Annotated in this window: 17 protein-coding genes; 12 read left to right on the top strand and 5 right to left on the bottom strand. The window is 71.7% G+C overall.

Annotation, left to right across the window (positions count from 1 at the left end):
• Nucleotides 1–9: 9 nt before the first annotated feature.
• The 4 genes from ACFQVC_RS23740 to ACFQVC_RS23725 form a co-directional block, all read right to left on the bottom strand.
• On the bottom strand, nt 10–1,374 hold the full coding sequence (locus tag ACFQVC_RS23740) for an NAD(P)-binding domain-containing protein (protein ID WP_381833781.1): 1,365 nt from the start codon (nt 1,372–1,374) through the stop codon (nt 10–12).
• Nucleotides 1,375–1,608: 234 nt separating this feature from the next.
• Nucleotides 1,609–2,061: a peptidoglycan-binding domain-containing protein gene (locus ACFQVC_RS23735; protein ID WP_381833778.1), complete on the bottom strand. Its 453-nt coding sequence runs from the start codon at nt 2,059–2,061 to the stop codon at nt 1,609–1,611.
• Nucleotides 2,062–2,162: 101 nt separating this feature from the next.
• Entirely contained in the window at nt 2,163–2,720 is a 558-nt protein-coding gene (locus tag ACFQVC_RS23730) for a peptidoglycan-binding domain-containing protein (RefSeq protein ID WP_381833776.1), read from the bottom strand.
• A gap of 197 nt (nt 2,721–2,917) precedes the next feature.
• Nucleotides 2,918–4,384 carry an MFS transporter gene (locus ACFQVC_RS23725; protein ID WP_381833773.1) on the bottom strand — a complete coding sequence of 489 codons (1,467 nt, stop codon included), beginning with the start codon at nt 4,382–4,384 and terminating at the stop codon, nt 2,918–2,920.
• A gap of 470 nt (nt 4,385–4,854) precedes the next feature.
• On the opposite strand from ACFQVC_RS23725, the gene ACFQVC_RS23720 reads away from it, so the two are divergent.
• From ACFQVC_RS23720 to ACFQVC_RS23670, 11 genes are all read left to right on the top strand, one after another.
• Nucleotides 4,855–6,378, top strand: a complete 1,524-nt coding sequence (locus ACFQVC_RS23720) for an aldehyde dehydrogenase (RefSeq protein WP_381833770.1) — start codon at nt 4,855–4,857, stop codon at nt 6,376–6,378.
• 208 nt (nt 6,379–6,586) lie between these two features.
• Nucleotides 6,587–7,555 carry a VOC family protein gene (locus ACFQVC_RS23715; protein WP_381833767.1) on the top strand — a complete coding sequence of 323 codons (969 nt, stop codon included), beginning with the start codon at nt 6,587–6,589 and terminating at the stop codon, nt 7,553–7,555.
• Nucleotides 7,540–8,337 (top strand): aspartate dehydrogenase domain-containing protein, encoded by a 798-nt coding sequence (locus tag ACFQVC_RS23710; RefSeq protein ID WP_381833764.1) that lies wholly within the window; start codon nt 7,540–7,542, stop codon nt 8,335–8,337. The genes ACFQVC_RS23715 and ACFQVC_RS23710 overlap by 16 nt, the downstream gene beginning before the upstream one ends.
• 107 nt (nt 8,338–8,444) lie before the next feature.
• On the top strand, nt 8,445–9,182 hold the full coding sequence (locus ACFQVC_RS23705) for an alpha/beta fold hydrolase (protein ID WP_381833953.1): 738 nt from the start codon (nt 8,445–8,447) through the stop codon (nt 9,180–9,182).
• A 152-nt stretch (nt 9,183–9,334) separates the two neighbouring features.
• Nucleotides 9,335–9,850, top strand: coding sequence for a cupin domain-containing protein (locus tag ACFQVC_RS23700; RefSeq protein ID WP_381833761.1), 516 nt, complete (start codon nt 9,335–9,337; stop codon nt 9,848–9,850).
• The gene (locus tag ACFQVC_RS23695; RefSeq protein WP_381833758.1) at nt 9,850–10,584 is read left to right on the top strand and encodes an SDR family oxidoreductase; all 735 of its coding nucleotides are present in this window, start codon (nt 9,850–9,852) and stop codon (nt 10,582–10,584) included. Before ACFQVC_RS23700 ends, ACFQVC_RS23695 begins: the two co-directional genes overlap by 1 nt.
• A 106-nt stretch (nt 10,585–10,690) precedes the next feature.
• On the top strand, nt 10,691–11,464 hold the full coding sequence (locus ACFQVC_RS23690; RefSeq protein WP_381833755.1) for an SDR family oxidoreductase: 774 nt from the start codon (nt 10,691–10,693) through the stop codon (nt 11,462–11,464).
• Between the two features lie 33 nt (nt 11,465–11,497).
• Nucleotides 11,498–13,225, top strand: coding sequence for a thiamine pyrophosphate-binding protein (locus ACFQVC_RS23685; RefSeq protein ID WP_381833950.1), 1,728 nt, complete (start codon nt 11,498–11,500; stop codon nt 13,223–13,225).
• A 173-nt stretch (nt 13,226–13,398) separates the two neighbouring features.
• The gene (locus ACFQVC_RS23680; RefSeq protein WP_381833947.1) at nt 13,399–14,340 is read left to right on the top strand and encodes a PDR/VanB family oxidoreductase; all 942 of its coding nucleotides are present in this window, start codon (nt 13,399–13,401) and stop codon (nt 14,338–14,340) included.
• Between the two features lie 35 nt (nt 14,341–14,375).
• Nucleotides 14,376–14,591 carry a recombinase-like helix-turn-helix domain-containing protein gene (locus tag ACFQVC_RS23675; protein ID WP_381833752.1) on the top strand — a complete coding sequence of 72 codons (216 nt, stop codon included), beginning with the start codon at nt 14,376–14,378 and terminating at the stop codon, nt 14,589–14,591.
• 7 nt (nt 14,592–14,598) lie between these two features.
• Entirely contained in the window at nt 14,599–15,666 is a 1,068-nt protein-coding gene (locus ACFQVC_RS23670) for a Rieske 2Fe-2S domain-containing protein (RefSeq protein WP_381833749.1), read from the top strand.
• Between the two features lie 82 nt (nt 15,667–15,748).
• Here the strand turns inward: ACFQVC_RS23670 and ACFQVC_RS23665 are convergent, their stop codons facing one another.
• Nucleotides 15,749–16,294, bottom strand: a complete 546-nt coding sequence (locus tag ACFQVC_RS23665; protein ID WP_381833746.1) for a MarR family winged helix-turn-helix transcriptional regulator — start codon at nt 16,292–16,294, stop codon at nt 15,749–15,751.
• A gap of 214 nt (nt 16,295–16,508) precedes the next feature.
• Between ACFQVC_RS23665 and ACFQVC_RS23660 the strand changes: the two genes are divergently transcribed.
• On the top strand, nt 16,509–17,027 hold the full coding sequence (locus ACFQVC_RS23660) for a hypothetical protein (protein ID WP_381833743.1): 519 nt from the start codon (nt 16,509–16,511) through the stop codon (nt 17,025–17,027).
• The last annotated feature ends 14 nt before the right edge of the window (nt 17,028–17,041 follow it).

The raw sequence follows: 17,041 nt of genomic DNA, 5'->3' as shown, positions 1-17,041 counted from the left end.
GACGAGGGGTCAGCAGCCGCCGGACGAGGACGGGGCGGCGGTGCCGATCTCGGGGGTGGCCGGGGCGGCGCAGCAGCCGCCGGACTCCTCTTGCGCCTCGGGCTCGTCGAACAGCCCTGCGCCGCCGCACACTCCGGTCTCCGGCAGGGCCAACTCGACGCGCTCGGCGGCCTCCTGGTCTCCGGCCAGGGCCGCGGCGATGGAGCGGACCTGCTCGTAGCCGGTCATGGCCAGGAAGGTCGGGGCGCGTCCGTAGGACTTCATGCCGACGAGGTGGACACCCTTCTCGGGGTGGGACAGCTCGTGCACGCCGTGCGGATAGACGGTGCCGCAGGAGTGCACGTTGGGGTCGATGAGCGGGGCAAGGCCGACGGGGGACTGCAGCCGCTCGTCCAGGCCGAGGCGGAGTTCGCCGAGGAAGGACAGATCGGGTCGGAACCCGGTCAGCGCGATGATCTCGTCGACCGGGTCGAGACGGCGCCCGTCCTCGGAGACCGGCACCAGCCGTCCGTCCGTCGTCTTCTCCACGGCGGCGGTGCGGAAGCCGGTGACGGCGTCGGCGTGGCCGTGGTCGACGGCGGCCTTGGCGGCGAGTCCGAGAGCACCGCGGGCGGGAAGCTGGTCGGCCGCTCCGCCGCCGAAGGTCGAGCCGGAGATACCGCGCCGCAGGATCCAGGTGGTGTGGGTGCCGGGCGCGCGGGCGGCGAGCTCGGCGAGTTGGGCGAGCGCGGTGAAGGCGGAGGCACCGGAGCCGATGACGGCGGTGCGCCTGCCTGCGTAACGGGCGTGCGCGGCCGGGTTATTGAGGTCGGGCACGCGGTACGAGATCTGGTCGGCCGCCGCCCTCTCGCCGAGTGCGGGCAGACCGTCGCCGCCGATCGGGCCCGGTGTGGACCAGGTGCCCGACGCGTCGATGACGGCACCGGCGAACAGGCGCTCCTCGCGGCCGTCCGCGTACCGGATGTGGACCGTGAAGGGCTGCCGCTCACGGTCGCCGTCCACGACCCGGTCGCGCCCGGCGCGGGAGACGCCGGTGACCGTCGCGCCGAATCGCACCCGCGCGCCCAGGACTTCCGCGAGTGGCTGCAGGTACCGCTCGGCCCAGTCGCCGCCGGTGGGGTAGGCGGCGCTGTCGGGCCTGACCCAGCCGGTGGGGGCGAGCAGCTTCTCGGCGGCCGGGTCGACGACCTCGCCCCAGGTGGAGAACAGGCGGACGTGCGCCCAGTCGCGTACGGCGCTGCCCGCCAGCGGCCCGGCCTCCAGGACGAGCGGTTCGATGCCGCGCGCGACGAGGTGCGCGGCGGCGGCCAGACCGATGGGACCGGCGCCGATGACCACGGTCGGGAGGGCTGCGGCGGGCGTGCTCTCGCTCATGAGGTGCTCCAGGGGGCAGGGACAGGGGGCAGGGCGGCCGTCGAACCTCAGTCTGATTCGACATGCATCAATGCAAGAAACCCTGCCACTCGACATCGACGGATGTCAATATTCGCGTATGTCGAAGTCGGGTGGGGCTGTGTCGGAGCGGCTCCTTTTCCTGCGCGTCGGCGTCGGGGCTTCCTTTGCCGCCGACGCCGCGCGCATGAAGTCGCGTCCGGTCGTCCGTGGGACTCAGATCCTGCCGCAGACCCCCGGGGATCCGTCGCTGATCGGGAAGTGCATCTTCTTACGGGTCTTCGGCCCGTAGACCCCGTCGTCGTTGACGCCTTCCTTGCGCTGCACCGACTTCAGGGCGGCTTCGGTCTTGGGGCCGAACTTGCCGTCGCGGCTGATGTTCTTCTTGTACCGGCTGCAGTACCACATGGTGTGCTGGAGGTGCTTGACCGCGGCGCTCTGGCTGCCGCGCCCCATGACGCAGTTGATCGAGCCGTTCGACGCCGCCGGTACCCAACGGAAGTTGTGGTGCTTGACCTTGGTGCAGGTCGGCAGCGCGGCGGCAGTCGTGCCGGCCGTAGCCTCCTTGGGGGAGCCGGCTGCCGCGGCTGTGGCGGTGGTGCCGGCGAGCAGCCCGGTGACGAGCGTCGCCGCGGCGAAAGCGGTGCGGACCTTCCTCTGAGCGATCATGCTTCTCCTTACGTAAGCGCGCAGGGTGAACTGCGGGTGGGATACTGGTTTCTGTGGCCGGGCCCACGCCTGGCCGCGGGTGCCCCCGGACCGGGGGCCGGTCAACCGCAGGAGCTGAACGTGGCGGAGTTGTAGTAGAGCGGCTCCAGATCGTCGCGCAGATACATGCTCCACACCCCGTTGGCGGCACGGACGAAGGTGATGGTGCGCCCCGTCGGCCCCATGTCCGCGGTCAGTCCGTGGTAGACGTACCGGTTGCCGCCGCCTTCATCCAGCTTCCGGGCGGCGTAGCTCCATGTCTTCCGGCCGACGATGCCGTCGGACTCCAGGCCGGCGGACGCGTAACGCCGTTGCCAGCGCTTCGTCGTGTACTCCGTCTGCGGCCCGAAGACACAGTCGATGTCACCGACGGACATCGGATTCCCGTTGGGTTTCAGTGACTTGTCCGCCCACAGCACGGCCTGCCACAGGGCTGCCACGTTGCTGCGGCGATGGGACGTGGTGGAGACGATGCCTTCATCGCTCCAGTCGTCCTTGTAGTAGCCGCTCCCGGAGATGACACCGCGCCCTTCACTTGCGTGCGCGGGCACGCCGGAAGCGCCTGCCACCGAGACGACGGCCGCGGCACACAGGCCGCTCCATACTCTGATCCGTCTCATGACGTTCCCCCGTCGGTCATGACGTGACCCACGCGCCGTCCCTGGCCGAAGCCCCGGTGGAACGCGGGCGATGCATCGACGGTAGGCAGTGGGCGGCCGCGGCACATCAGGGCACACCCTGAACCACGAACGGAGGGCGGAGGTCCGGGGCGAGCCGCTCGCGGTGGCGGCGGCAGGTGGCAGACGCCCGGGGGCGGTCAGGGGGAGACCTCCTCCAGCGGCCTGTTGGCGGTCTCCTCGGCGAACGCCCCTGCCGTGACCGCGCCTGCCAGGGCCACGACGGCGAGCAGGAGGAAAGCGGCGCCCGGGTGCGAGCCGCCCGCGTAGGCGCCGCCGACCGCGATCGGGCCGAGGATCACGCCGAGCCGGTTCACCGCGCCGCCCGCGCTGCAGCCGCTGGCCCGCATACGGGTCGGGTAGAGCTCGGGCGTGTAGATGTACAGGCTGATGTTGGCCGCGAAGAAGAACGCCGCGGACAGGGAGGTCCAGAGCAGGATCTGGCCCGCGGTGTCGCCGCCGAGCGCGGCAAGCACGAGCAGCATCGCCGCCGCCGTGCCCAGGCCGTAGGCGACGACCTTGCGGCGGCCGAGCAGGTCGACGGTGAACGCGGCGATGGCACAGCCGATCAGGCCCGCGACCGAGGTGACGGTCGAGTACCGCAGAGCCTCGCCGAGGGAGAGGTGGTACTCGGTCTTGTAGATGGTGGGCAGCCAGGACGTGATGCCGTAGTTGACGAAGTAGCCGCAGAACCACAGCGTCCAAATGACGATCGTGCGGCGGCGGTACCGGCCGCTGAAGAGACCGGAGAGGCCGCGCGCGGCGAGTTCCCGGGGTGTTGCTGCGGCGGCCGAGGGGGCCGGGGGGCCCGCTTTCGTGAGCGGGGCGAGCGGGGCGGCCGGGGGGCCGGCCTCCGTGAGCGGGGCGGCGGCGGAAGGAGTGGCCGGAGGCAACGGGCGGCCCGTGGACTGCGCCACCTTGGCCTCGATCCGCGTCATGGTCCGTGCCGCCTCGTCGAGCCGGCCGCGGTCGGCCAGCCAGCGCGGGGACTCCGGTACGACCCGCTGCACGACGACGCAGAACAGTCCGGGCAGCGCCGCGAGGACGTACATGGTGCGCCATCCCGCGGCGGGTACCACCCAGGCCGCGACCACGGCCCCGACGGTGAGGCCCGCGGGGAAGACGAGTTCGTAGAGCAGCACGAAGCGGCCGCGCTTCATGCTGCGGGTGATCTCGGCGATGAACGTGGCGGCGACCGGGACTTCACCGCCGATCGCGAGGCCCTGGACGAAGCGGACGAGCATAAAGGGTTCGAGGGAGCCGCACGCGGCCAGTGCCAGGCTGGATATCCCGGTGACGGCGATGCACGCGGTGATGACCTTGACGCGGCCGAAGCGGTCGGCCATCCGGCCGGAGAAGAGCGCACCGACCAGCATGCCGATCGAGCCGACCGTGATGACCAGGGTGCCCTGGCCCTTGCTCAGCCCCCACTCCTGGGTGAGTTCGGGCAGCGTATAGGCGATGAGGAGCTGGTCGAAGGCCTCGAAGAACGTGACGATGCCGATCACGACACGGACCGTCACATGCCAGCGGGACAGGGGGAGCCGCTCAAACCTCGCGGCTATGTCGGCACGGGCCGTGGTGCCCGGTGCGGCGTCGGTGCTCATCCAGTGTTCCTCCGGCTCCGCCGCGTGGGGCGGAGCGGATCGGGGCTGCGCGAAGGTGCTCGCGGCCGTGAGGAAGCGCCGCCACCCGGGGTGAGCGCCGCTCGCCGCACGCCGCCGGGTGGCGGCGGGGCGAGGACGGTCCGGCGTCCGGGGGGCGGTACGTGGGTGGACGGGGTGGATGGGGAGGCGGTGGCGTGCATGGGGGCGCAGGGGAGAGGGGTGCCCCTGCGTGGGCTGCGCGAGTCGTACGAGAGCGCCTCTCCCGACTCCCTTAAGGGATTGGTCTCTCAGGCCTGAAGTTTTACCCGCGCTCCGGCCAGGGCTCAAGGGGGTGCCGGGTTTTTGTTTTGCCAGGGGGTCTTGCTTCGAAATAGTTAAGGGCTTAGATTTCCGGCACCTAGAGATCGACGGCTCGTTCCCCGGAACGCCGCGGTCCGGAGGAACTTCCCCGCGCTTGAGGAGAGTTGGGCATGCCCGAGCTGTCGCCCGATGAGATGCCACCGCCGGCGGACGAGGCCGCCCTGCCGCCCGACGAGGTGCTGATCGCCGGCCGCTGGTCCACGGGGTCAGGAAGAGTCAGCGACGTCATCGATCCGGCCACGGGTCGCACGCTCATGAAGCTGCACACCGCCTCGGCCGCCGATGTGCACGAGGCCGCCGGGCGCGCCGCCCGCGCCGCCGCCGACCCCGCCTGGCGCGACCTCGCCCCGCATCTGCGCGCCCGCCATCTGCACCGGATCGCCGAGCTCATCGACCGTGGCGCCGGCCTGCTCGCCGCCGTGCAGACCGCCGACACCGGCAAGTCGCGTACCGAGACCCGCGCCCTGGTCGCCAGCGCCGCCGGCACCTTCCGTTACGCGGCCGCGCTCCTGGAGACCGGCGAGGACGCCCTCACCCCTGCCCGCGGCAGCTACCTCACCGTCAGCACCCACGAGCCGATCGGCGTCGTCGGCGCCATCGCGCCCTGGAACTCCCCGGTCGCCAGCGACGCGCAGAAGATCGCCCCCGCGCTCGCGGCAGGCAACGCCGTCCTGCTCAAACCCGCCGACTGGACACCGCTCACCTCGCTCGTCCTGGGCCGGATCATCACCGAATCCGGGCTTCCCGAAGGGCTGTTGTCCGTCCTGCCGGGCCCCGGCGCCGTCACCGGCGATGCCATCGTGCGCCACCCCGCGGTCGGCAAGGTCTCCTTCACCGGCGGTACGGCGACGGGGCGGCGCATCGCGCAGGCCGCCGCCGAGAAGCTGATGCCCGTCTCGCTGGAACTGGGCGGCAAGTCCCCCACGGTCGTCTTCTCGGACGCCGATGCCGAACAGGCCCTTGCGGGCGTCATGTTCGGGGTGTTCTCGTCCAGCGGGCAGAGCTGCATCGCGGGCTCGCGCCTCTTCGTCGCCCGGGAGATCTACGAGGAGTTCCTCGGCGAACTCGTCGAGCGCACCCGTGCGTTGCGCATCGGGCCCGGCACCGATCCGAGGACTCAGGTCGCGCCGCTCGTGCACCCCCGGCACCGGGACGCCGTCGCCGCCCATGTCGACCTCGCCCGCGAGGAGGGCGCCCGAGTGCGGTGCGGAGGCGCCGCCCCCGAGGGCGAGGCGTACGCGCACGGCGCCTACTACCGGCCCACGATCCTGGACGGCCTGCCCAACTCCGCCCGCGTCTGCCAGGAGGAGATCTTCGGGCCCGTCCTGATCGCCCTGCCCTTCGACGACGAGGACGACCTCGTGGCGCAGGCCAACGACAGCGTGTACGGCCTGGCCTGCGGCATCTGGACCCGTGACCTCGCCAAGGCGTGGCGGGTGGCCCGGCGCATCGAGGCCGGGACCGTCTGGGTCAACACCTACAAGCAGTTCAGCTCCTCCACCCCCTTCACCGGCTGGAAGCACAGCGGGCTCGGCAGCGAGAAGGGAAGCGGGTGGCTGCGCGGCTACCAGCGCCAGAAGTCGCTGTACTTCGGCACGGATCCCGCTCCGTTGCCATGGGCTGCCGCCCGCTGAGAGCCCCGCGGGAAGTTCGGAATGCCGCCTGCGGGCGCGTCGTGGCTGGTCGCGCAGTTCCCCGCGCCCCTTTGGGGCACGACGAACCGCACCGGACTTGCCCAAGCCGCATAGCCCCACCGCACCGCCGTACAGACGCAGTGCCGTACCGCCGTACGAGCCCGTGCAGCACAGGCCGTACGACCCCATGAACCACAGGAGGCCGCACATGGCGAACCACCAGCCGATCGCACGGCTGCGCAAACTGCGCGCCGTCGAGCTGCGGGTGCCCACGCTCACCGAATCCGCCGACTTCTACGCGGAGGTGTGGGGTCTCGAAGTCGTCGAGGCGGACCGCGACACGAGCTGGCTGCGCGGCAGCGGCGACGAGCACCATGTGCTCACCCTCAGCCGGGCCGGGCAGAACGGCATCGGGAAGATCAGCTTCGCGGTCGCCACGCCCGCCGAAGTCGACGAGGCGGCAAGGAGGCTGACCGCGCGCGGCATCCAGCCCGTGTCGGGCCCCGGGCGCCTCGACCAGATCGGCGGCGGATACGGGCTGCGCTTCACCGACCCCGAGGGGCGGCTGATCGAGCTCAGCGCCGAGGTCGAAGCGGTGGCGCCGCGCGGCCGTGACGCCGCCGTCCCGGTCGGTGTCACGCACACCGTCCTCAACACCACCGACATCGACGCCTCCGTCGCCTTCTACCGTGACGTGCTCGGGATGCGGGTCTCCGACTGGTCCGAGCACCAGATGGCGTTCCTGCGCTGCAACGCCGACCACCACTGCATCGCCTTCAACCAGGCCGCGTGGGCGTCCCTCAACCACGTCGCGTACGAGATGACGTCCGTGGACCACTTCATGCGCGGCCTCGGCCGCCTGCGCCACCACGGCATCACCCCGCAGTGGGGCCCCGGCAGGCACGGCCCCGGCAACAACACCTTCTCCTACTTCACCGACCCGGCGGGCCTGGTCTGTGAGTACACATCCGAGGTCGCCCAGATCATCGAGGACGCCTGGATCTGCAAGGTGTGGCGCCGGGTGCCCGAGCTCAGCGATCTATGGGGCACGGCGGGTCCGCCGTCGGCCGAGATCCGCAGCCGTATGGCCGGCACTCCCGACCCGGGGCCGCTCACCGCGCCCGCCACCGAGGAAACGACGAGCAGCGAGGAGGTCTCCGCGTGCAGCGCACCGTGACCCGTGTCGGCGTCGTCGGCTGGGGCGCCATCGGCCGTACGGTCGGACAGGTCCTGGCCCAAGGGCGGCTCGCCGGCGCCGAGTTGACCTGCGTCGTCGACAACCGTCCGCTGCACGACATCCCCGTGCCCCAGGCCACCCTGGAGCAGGCCATCGAAGAGTGCGACCTGCTCGTGGAGGCCGCGGGCCAGTCCTTCGTGCGCGAATGGGGCACCCGCGTTCTCGAAGCGGGCACCGATCTCCTCGTCGCCTCCACCGGTGCCCTCACCGACGACGAGGCGGCCGCGAAGCTGCTCGCCGCCGGGCCCGGTCGTGTCTACTTCACCGGCGGTGCGGTCGGCGGCATCGATCTGCTGCAGGCCGCCCGCGGTCTCGGCGGCTTCCGCAGCGTACGGCTGACCACCACCAAACTGCCCGCGACCCTCGAACAGCCGTGGATGGACGCGGAGTTGCTCGACCGGATGCGGACCGCGACCGGGCCCGTCGAGGTCATGCGCGGCACGGCACGCGACGTACCGGTGAAGTTTCCGCGCTCCACGAATGTGGCCGCCACCGTCGCCCTCGCCGTGGGTGACCCGGACCGGGTCGAAGTCAGCGTCGTCGCCGATCCGGCCGCCGTACGGACCCGGCATGTCATCGAGGCCGACGGCGACCACGGCAGCTACCGCTTCGAGGTCGACCACGTACCCGACCCCGGCAACCCGGCCACCAGCCGGATCGTGCCGCACGCGGTGCTGCGCGGACTCGCCGCGATCACCGGGACGGCGGGGCAGATCCTGTGAGCGATCACTCCGTGCGCGAACCCGCCGCCGTCGTCGAGCGGCGTGTCGTCGAGCCGCAGGTCGGCAAGCCGCAGGTCGTCGAGGCCGGTGACAGCGGACCCCTCGTCCTGTGCCTGCACGGCATCGGCTCCTCCTCCGCGGCCTTCGCCCACCAGCTCGCCGACCTCTCCACCGTGGCCCGCGTCGTCGCCTGGGACGCACCCGGATACGCCGCGTCCCCCGACCCGCAGGCGGCGCCCGGCCTCGACGGATACGCCGACACCGCCGCCGAGCTGATCCGCGAACGCGGCGGCCGCGCCCATGTCATCGGCGTCTCCTGGGGCGGCGTGATCGCCCTGCGCCTGGCCGCCCGGCACCCGGACCTGGTGGCAGGCCTGGTCATCGCCGACTCGAGCCGGGGTTCCGGCACCGATCAGGGTCGCGCCGAGGGGATGCGGCGGCGCGCCGCCGAGCTTGAGGCAAGCGGGGCACAGGAGTTCGCCGCCGCGCGCGCCCCGCGCCTGCTGTCGCCGGACGCGCCGGACGGCCTGGTGCGCGCCGTCACCCGCACCATGGCCGCCAGCGTCCGCCTCCCCGGATACGCCTGGGCCGCCGAGACCATGGCCGCCACCGACCTGACCCCCGACCTCGCCCGGATCGACGTACCCGCCCTCGTGCTGTGCGGCGAACACGACACCGTCACCGGCGTCGAGGAGAGCCAGCGCATCGCCGGACTGCTGCCGCGAGGAGTCTTTGTGATCCTCGCCGGCGCGGGCCACCTCGCCAACCAGGAACAGCCCGCCGCCTTCAACGACTGGGTGCGGGCACAGCTGCGGATCACCGCGCTGATCCCCGAGTTCGCCTGAGCCGGGCCGAGGCCGGCGCCCGCCCTTCCACAAGCGCGTACGGAACTCCCGTACCGAAATCCCGCAAACGAACTCACGTACCGAAATCCCGCAAACGAACTCACGTACCGAAATCCCGCACCGAACTCCCCTACAGGAAAAAGGAGATGCACATGCCCATCGAGACCACCGAGTACCAGAGCGGCGACCTCGGCAAGTTCACCGACTCCCTCATCGCCACCAAGGACTCCCGCGAGCCCGACTGGGACACCCTCGGTTTCCAGGCCAAGGCGGGCGACCAGTTCAAGCGCGCCCAGATCCGCTACGTCGGCTCCGGCGCGACCGGAAACCACGAGAACGACAGCCGCATCCTGCCCTCCGGCGGCTTCACCTTCTCCAACATGCTCCTGCCGCCCGGCGCCGAGGGCCCCGAGCACACCCATCACGACGCGGAGGAGGCCTTCTTCGTCCTGGAGGGCCAGGTGCGCGTCGGCGTGCACCGCGGCGACGACGTCGAGTACCGCACCCTCGGCTACCGGGACATGATCGTCGTTCCGGCGGGAGTGGCCCGGTCGCTGAAGAACGAGGGTGACACCGACGCCCTCTTCTGCGTCGTCATCGGCACACAGAAGCCCCAGGTCCCCACCTACCCGGAGACCTCCGCGATGCACGGCGTCACCCGCGACTGATGCGTACCGTCGTCATCACCGGAGCGGGCCGTGGCCTCGGCCTGGCCACGGCCCGCCGGGTCGGCGCGGGCGGCGCGACGCGCATCGTCGTCGCCGAACGGGACGCGGAGCGCGGCGAGTCGGCGGTCCGGGAGCTGCGCTCCGAAGGCATCGACGCGCACTTCGTACGGTGCGATGTCGCCGACCCCGAATCCGTCACCGCCCTCGCCGACGCGATCGAAGGACCGGTGCACGGCCTGGTCAACAACGCGGCGCTCGCCGACGCGGTGGGCGGCAAGTACTTCCACGAGATCGACGTCGCGGAGTGGGACCGGCTCATGACGGTCAACGCCCGCGGGCCGTGGCTGGTGGCCGCCGCCCTGCTGCCCCGGATCATCGACTCGGGCGGCGGCCGGATCGTCAACATCGCCTCGGACGCGGCCCTTTACGGCTCGCCCCGCCTGGCCCACTACATCGCCTCCAAGGGCGCGGTCATCGCACTGACCAGGGCCATGGCGCGGGAGGTGGGGGAGCAGGGCGTGACGGTCAACGCCGTCGCACCCGGGCTCACCGAGAGCGAGTCGACCGAGCGGATCCCGGCCGAGCGGCATGAGCTGTACCGCCTGAACCGGGCCATCTCCCGGCCGCAGCGCCCCGACGACCTGGTCGGACTCATCGACTTCCTGCTGAGCGCCGAGTCCGGATATCTGACCGGGCAACTCATCGCCGTCAACGGCGGCTTCACGATGCATTAGCGCTCCGCTGAGTGCCCGGTTGTTCACACCTGCGGGTGAGTTGTGGCTGGTCGCGCAGTTCCCCGTGCCCCTTTTCGGGCGCTTCATCAACGCAAGAGGAGAACCCATGGACCTCGGCCTCGCCGGCCGTACGGTGCTCGTCACCGGCGGCAGCTCGGGTGTCGGACTCGCCACCGTGCGGGCCCTGCTCGACGAGGGTGCCAATGTCGCCACCTGCGGCCGCCGTGCCGAGGCGCTGCGACAGATCGGGGCGCACGAGCGGCTGCACACCGCCGTGTGCGACATACGGGACGCCGACGCGGTCGACGCCCTCGTGGCCGGTGCCGTCGACCGCTTCGGCGGACTCGACGGCCTGGTCAACAACGCCGGACAGTCCCGGATGAAGTCCTTCGCCGACTGCACGACGGCGGACTGGCGTGACGAGCTGGAGCTCAAGTTCGACGGCGTACTGCACCCGCTGCGGGCGGCGCTCGGGCACCTGCGGGCCTCGGCCGCGCCCTCCGTCGTCAACGTCAACGCCGTACTCGCCAAGGAGCCCTCACCCCGGCTCATCACCACAAGCGCCGCCCGCGCGGGCATCCTCAACCTCTCCAAGTCCCTTTCCGCGGAACTCGCTTCGGACGGCATCCGGGTCAACTCCGTCTGCCTCGGCCTGATCGACACCGGGCAGTGGAGCCGCCGGTACGCCGAGGCCGCCACCGAACAGCCCTACGAGCACTGGCAGGCCGCGCTCGCCGCCGACCGCGGCGTGGCCCTCGGCAGGCTCGGCAGCGCGGACGAAGTGGCGTACGCGATCGTCGCGCTGCTCTCGCCCCGCGCCTCCTACATCACCGGAACGACCGTCGACGTGTGCGGCGGCGTCAGCCGCTCCATCGCCTGAGGAGCCCCAGACGTGACCAGTACGAGCACACACATGCCCCCGTCCAACGGCGGCGACCTCCTCGTCCGTACCCTGCGCGAACTCGGCGTCGACACCGTCTTCGGCATCGTCAGCGTGCACAACCTGCCGCTCGTCGAGGCCGTCGACCGCGACCTGCGCTTCGTCCCGGTACGCCACGAGGCGACCGCCGTCAGCGCCGCCGACGCCTACGGGCGGGCCCGCGGCACCATCGGCTGCGCCCTCACCTCCACCGGCACCGGCGCCGGAAACGCCGCGGGCGCCCTCGTCGAAGCCCTGTCGGCCGGCACCGCCGTCCTGCACATCACCGGGCAGATCGACAGCGAATTCCTGGGCGCGGGGCGGGGGTTCATCCACGAGACCAAGGACCAGCTCGGCATGCTGACGGCCGTCTCCGCGTACGCGGCCACCGTCACCAGCGCCGACGAGGCGGGGCCGCTGCTGCGCGAGGCCGCCGCCCGCGCCCTGGCCGCGCCCGGTGGTCCGGCCAGCGTCGAGTGGCCGATCGATCTGCAGTACGCCGCCCAGGACCCGGCGGCCGAACTACCGGCAGCCACGCGGCCCGCGCCGCATGTGCCACCGGTGCCGCCGGTGCCTGACGACGCCGCCCTCGACCGTGCCGCCGAACTGCTCGCCGCGGCCCGCCGCCCGCTGGTGTGGGCGGGCGGGGGAGCGCACCGGGCCGGGCCTGAACTGTCCGCCCTGCTCGATGAGTTGGGCGCGGGCCTGCTCACCTCCAACTCCGGGCGCGGCGCGGTCCCCGAGGACGACCCGCGCGTCATCGGAAACTTCGCGGCCGGACCCACGGGGCGCGCCCTGCTCGCCGCATCCGACGCGCTCCTCTCCGTCGGCACCCACTTCCGTTCCAACGAGACCGGTGACTACAGCCTCCGGCTCCCGCCCGTCCATGTGCAGCTCGACATCGACGAGGCCGCACTGGGCCGGGTCTATCCGGCCGATGCGGCGCTGCACGGTGACGCGGGCCCCACCCTCGCGGACCTCACCCGCCGTGTCGCCGCGCTGCGCACCGGGACCACCACGGCCGCGCTGCGCACCGGGAACACCGCGGAGGACTGGCCCGCGCGGATCGCACAGGCCCGGCGGGACGCGCGTGCCGCGCTGCACGACTCCATCGGCCCCCAGGCGGCGATCTGCGACGCGCTGCGCGCCGCACTGCCGCGCCGAGCCGTCATCGCCCGTGACGTCACCGTGCCGTCCTCGTCCTGGGGCAACCGGCTCCTGGAGATCTACGACCCGCGCGACAACGTCTTCCCGCGCGGCGGCGGCATCGGCCAGGGCCTCGGCATGGGCATCGGAGCCGCGCTCGCCCACCCCGAAAGGCCCACCGTCGTCATGGCGGGCGACGGCGGCCTAGCCGTCCACCTCGGCGAACTCCTCACCCTCGCCCAGGAACGCCCGGACCTGACCCTCCTCGTCTTCAACGACGGCGGCTACGGCGTCCTGCGCAACATGCAGGACCGCTACTTCGACCGCCGCTCGGGAGTCGATCTGGCCACCCCCGACTTCGCCGCGCTCGCGCAGGCCGCGGGGCTTCCGTACCAGCGCATCGCGCACACCGACGAGGCCGAGAAGGTCATCGACTCCGCCGTGCGCACGCCGGGGCCGGTCGTCGTCGAGGTCGACCTCGCGGCGCTCGGCCCGATGAAGAACCCCTTCACACCGCCCGTCACCATCCCCGGGGCGCCCGCCGCCGGCCAGGACAAGCAGGGGAAGACACGATGAGCACCACCAGGGACCCGGGCACAGGCGGGGACGCGGGCACCGCCGGCGGTTCCGGTATTGCCAGGGCCGCCGACATGGCCGCAGTCGCCGACAGCGCCGGAGGCACCGACATCGCCGGAGCCACCAGCGCTCCCCGTACCGAAGAACACCGGCTCGACCTGCTCGTCCACCGGATGACCTGGGAGGCCGACGGCGTCCTCGGCCTGGACCTCGTCGACCCCGAGGGCAAGCCACTGCCCGCCTGGACGCCGGGCGCGCACATCGACCTGCACGTGGGCGGGCAGATCCGCCAGTACAGCCTGTGCGGCGATCCCGGGGACAGCGCCCGCTACCGTGTCGCCGTACTCGACGAGCCCGCGTCGCGCGGTGGTTCACGCCATGTGCACACCCGGCTGCGGCCCGGCGAGACCGTTGCCGTCAAGGGCCCGCGCAACCACTTCGCGCTCGCCGACGCACCCTCGTACCTCTTCATCGCCGGCGGCATCGGCATCACTCCGATCCTCGCCCAGGCGCGGGAGGCCACGCGCCTCGGCCGACCCTGGCAGCTGTGGCACGGCGGCCGCAGCCGCGCCTCGATGGCGTTCGGCGACGAACTCGGCGCACTGGCGGAACAGGCCCAACGCGCGGGCGTGGACGGCACGTTGAGATTCCGCCCGCAGGACGAGCACGGCCATCTCGACCTCGTCCATATCCTCGCCCAGGCAGGCCAGGACACGGCCGTCTACTGCTGCGGCCCCGAGCCGCTCCTCGCCGCGGCCGAAGCGGCCTGCGCGGAACGCGGCCTCGGCGACCGGCTGCACGTCGAGCGCTTCGCCGCCGTCGCGGCCGAGCCGCCCGCCGATGGTGAACGCGGCTTCACGGTGGAGTGCGCCCGCTCCGGCGGCACCGTCACGGTGGGCCCCGACGAGTCGGTGGCCGACGCCCTGGAACGCGCCGGTGTCGCCGTCGAGACCTCCTGCAGGGACGGCATCTGCGGCACCTGCGAGACCCGTGTGCTCGCGGGCACCCCGGACCACCGGGACATGCTCCTGAGCGCCGAGGAACACGCCGCGGGCAAGTCGATGATGCTCTGCGTCTCCCGCTGCGCCTCGGACCGCCTGGTCCTCGACCTCTGACGCCCGCCCCTGTCGCGTACGAAAGGAACCCCGCCATGTCCCAGTACCTCGAGGTGCACCAGGCGCGCACCCACGAACCCACCCCCTACGAGTACAAGCTCGCCCACGTCCTGGAAGAGGTGTTCACCAAGGTGGGACACGAACTTCCCGACGTCGTACGGGGGTTGAACGAGCGCAACGTGTACGCGCCCGACGGCGCGCCCTGGACCGAGGCGTCCTTCACGTCCGAGATGAAGCGACTGGGAGCGTAGAACCACCATGACTGTCACCACCGATAGCCCCGTGACCACCCTCACCGACGCCGCCACCGCGGGCCGGGGCCGCAGCGCCGACGAGATCTACGCGACCGGCGTACGCAACCAGTGGTACGCCGTGTGCCCCTCCGGCTTCGTCGCGCCCGGCGCCATGCGGCGGATCACCCGCCTCGGCGTCGACTGGCTGCTCTTCCGGCAGGCGAACGGCAAGCTGCACCTCCTGGAGGACCGCTGCCCGCACCGCGGCGCCCGGCTCTCCCTGGGCAAGCACCTCGGCGACCGGGTCGCCTGCTGGTACCACGGCGTCGAGGTCGCCGGCGACGGCACCGTCACCTCCGTGCCCGCGCTGCCCGGCTGCAACCTGGAGGGCAAGCAACTCGTCGCCAGCCCCCCGGTGATCGAGACCGCGGGCGCCGTCCTCGCCTACTTCGGCGACGCCCGGCACCCCGCACCGGCCGAACTGACCCTGCCCGAGCCGCTCACCGACGAGGGCACCGAGGCCATTCTCTGCTACGCCGAGTGGAACGTGGGCTGGCGCTACGCACTCGAGAACGTCCTCGACCCCATGCACGGGGCATTCCTGCACCACGACTCGCACACCATGGCCGACGGCGACACCCAGGCCAGGTTCCGAATCCGCGAGACCGAACGCGGCTTCTTCTTCGAGAAGACCGACCAGCGCGGCGTCAACTTCGACTGGGTCGAGCTGTGCAGGACCGGAGTCGACTGGATGGACCTCACCATCCCCTACCCGCCCTCCGCGGGCCCCGGCGGGCACTTCGGCATCGTCGGCATGGCGACGCCGATCGACGCCGACCGCTGCGGTGTCTTCTTCTGGCGCTACCGCAAGGTGACGGGCTGGCAGCGCGACACATGGCGCTTCCTCTACAAGACCCTCATCGAGGAACGCCACTGGAACGTCCTGGAGCAGGACCGCACCATGCTCGAAGGGCTGCCGCGCGACGCCGACCAGGCCGAGAACCTCTACCAGCACGACCTGGGCGTGGTCAGGGTGCGCCGGATGTACCGCGCGGAGGCCGAGAAGCAGGCCGCGGCGCAGAGCGGATCCTGAACGAAGGGGCGGCTCGCCAACCGCACGTGTCCGGGCGCCGGTTCAGGGGAACCGGCGCCCGGACACGCGTGCCGACCGCGGGTCAGCCTTCGGTGTCCTCGGGTTCCGCGGCGGCCAGGGAGCGCTCCAGCTTCGCGAGGAGCCGGGCCAGCTGGGTACAGTCGCGCTCCGACAGACCGGCGAGCATGCGGCGCTCGTTCTCGAGGTGCTCGGTGAACAGCTCGTCGATGACGCGCAGGCCCTCGTCGGTGAGCCGGGAGTAGACCACACGCCGGTCCTTGGCGTCGCGCTCCCGCACGATGAGACCGTCCTTCTCCAGGCGGTCGATGCGCAAGGTGACCCCCGCGGAGGAGATCAGCCCGGAAGCGGCGAGTTCACCGGCCGTGAGGCGGTACGGCGCACCGGCGCGACGCAGCGCGGTGAGCACGTCGAAACCCGCGAGGGAAAGTCCGTACTGGTCGATGGGCACGGCCATGAGGGCCTGGTAGCGGGTGAAGGACCGGTGCAGGCGGCCGAGTACGCGCAGGGGATCGGTGTCGAGCTCGGGGCGCTCGCGCCGCCAGTCCTCGATGATCCCGTCGACCGCGTCACCCTTGCCGCCCGTGGACGCTGCCGGCTTGCCGGCCACAGCTCGCTCCTCACGGCCGCTGGTCAGCGGAGTGTGCGGCCGAGAGAAATCTAATACATGAAACAAATTGTGGGTACCGCGGCCCGAGCGCGGAAGCGCTCCAAGCAGGAGATCCCTGGCTCTGGTTTCGCTCAAGTCGGGGTTCGTGTGCCCATGGCCTTGGCAAGATCCTTCAGGTCCGGCCCAAGGAGTCGGCGCAACGGGGAGGCGGACCATGAACAAGGCGTTGAGCACGGGGATCGCGGTACTGCTGACGCTTGGGGTGTCCCTAGGTGCGGGCGGCTGCACCGCGGACACGGCAGACGCCGGGGACGGGCAGCGCCGAGGCAGTCGGGCGCCCGATCCGGCGAAGCCGTCCAAGTCCTCGCCGAGTGAGCGGTCGAAGGACATGCGGCGGCTGATGGACACGGCCGGGAGTGTTCTGCCCGATGTGGAGGACAGGCGCTTCGTCGCCGGGGGCGCTGGTGACCTCAAGGGCACGAACATGGTCCAGGACGACGCCACGACTCGGGGAAAGGTCCTGGTCGTCCAACTCGCCTGCGCCGGACACGGATCGGCGACCGTCACGGTCACCTCCGGCAGGTCGAAGGCCGTGCAGCGCGTGAGCTGCGGTGAGCAGCCCCTGCAGAAGAACCTGCGGCTCACCAGCGGCTCGGAACGACTCGAACTCGCCACCGACCCGGCCGAGGGCGCGGCCGGTGCCCTCGCGTACCGGATCAGCACGCGGGACTGACCCCCTGTGTCGGT

Source organism: Streptomyces monticola (assembly GCF_042665355.1).
Taxonomy (GTDB): Bacteria; Actinomycetota; Actinomycetes; order Streptomycetales; family Streptomycetaceae; genus Streptomyces; species Streptomyces monticola.
This window is presented reverse-complemented; position numbering and strand designations above follow the sequence as displayed.

Excerpts from the sequence above, each read along its gene's own strand:
- ACFQVC_RS23740 (WP_381833781.1), bottom strand. The coding sequence starts at position 1,374 with ATGAGCGAGAGCACGCCCGCCGCAGCCCTCCCGACCGTGGTCATCGGC.
- ACFQVC_RS23735 (WP_381833778.1), bottom strand. The coding sequence starts at position 2,061 with ATGATCGCTCAGAGGAAGGTCCGCACCGCTTTCGCCGCGGCGACGCTC.
- ACFQVC_RS23730 (WP_381833776.1), bottom strand. The coding sequence starts at position 2,720 with ATGAGACGGATCAGAGTATGGAGCGGCCTGTGTGCCGCGGCCGTCGTC.
- ACFQVC_RS23725 (WP_381833773.1), bottom strand. The coding sequence starts at position 4,384 with ATGAGCACCGACGCCGCACCGGGCACCACGGCCCGTGCCGACATAGCC.
- ACFQVC_RS23720 (WP_381833770.1), top strand. The coding sequence starts at position 4,855 with ATGCCCGAGCTGTCGCCCGATGAGATGCCACCGCCGGCGGACGAGGCC.
- ACFQVC_RS23715 (WP_381833767.1), top strand. The coding sequence starts at position 6,587 with ATGGCGAACCACCAGCCGATCGCACGGCTGCGCAAACTGCGCGCCGTC.
- ACFQVC_RS23700 (WP_381833761.1), top strand. The coding sequence starts at position 9,335 with ATGCCCATCGAGACCACCGAGTACCAGAGCGGCGACCTCGGCAAGTTC.
- ACFQVC_RS23695 (WP_381833758.1), top strand. The coding sequence starts at position 9,850 with ATGCGTACCGTCGTCATCACCGGAGCGGGCCGTGGCCTCGGCCTGGCC.
- ACFQVC_RS23690 (WP_381833755.1), top strand. The coding sequence starts at position 10,691 with ATGGACCTCGGCCTCGCCGGCCGTACGGTGCTCGTCACCGGCGGCAGC.
- ACFQVC_RS23685 (WP_381833950.1), top strand. The coding sequence starts at position 11,498 with ATGCCCCCGTCCAACGGCGGCGACCTCCTCGTCCGTACCCTGCGCGAA.
- ACFQVC_RS23680 (WP_381833947.1), top strand. The coding sequence starts at position 13,399 with ATGACCTGGGAGGCCGACGGCGTCCTCGGCCTGGACCTCGTCGACCCC.
- ACFQVC_RS23675 (WP_381833752.1), top strand. The coding sequence starts at position 14,376 with ATGTCCCAGTACCTCGAGGTGCACCAGGCGCGCACCCACGAACCCACC.
- ACFQVC_RS23670 (WP_381833749.1), top strand. The coding sequence starts at position 14,599 with ATGACTGTCACCACCGATAGCCCCGTGACCACCCTCACCGACGCCGCC.
- ACFQVC_RS23660 (WP_381833743.1), top strand. The coding sequence starts at position 16,509 with ATGAACAAGGCGTTGAGCACGGGGATCGCGGTACTGCTGACGCTTGGG.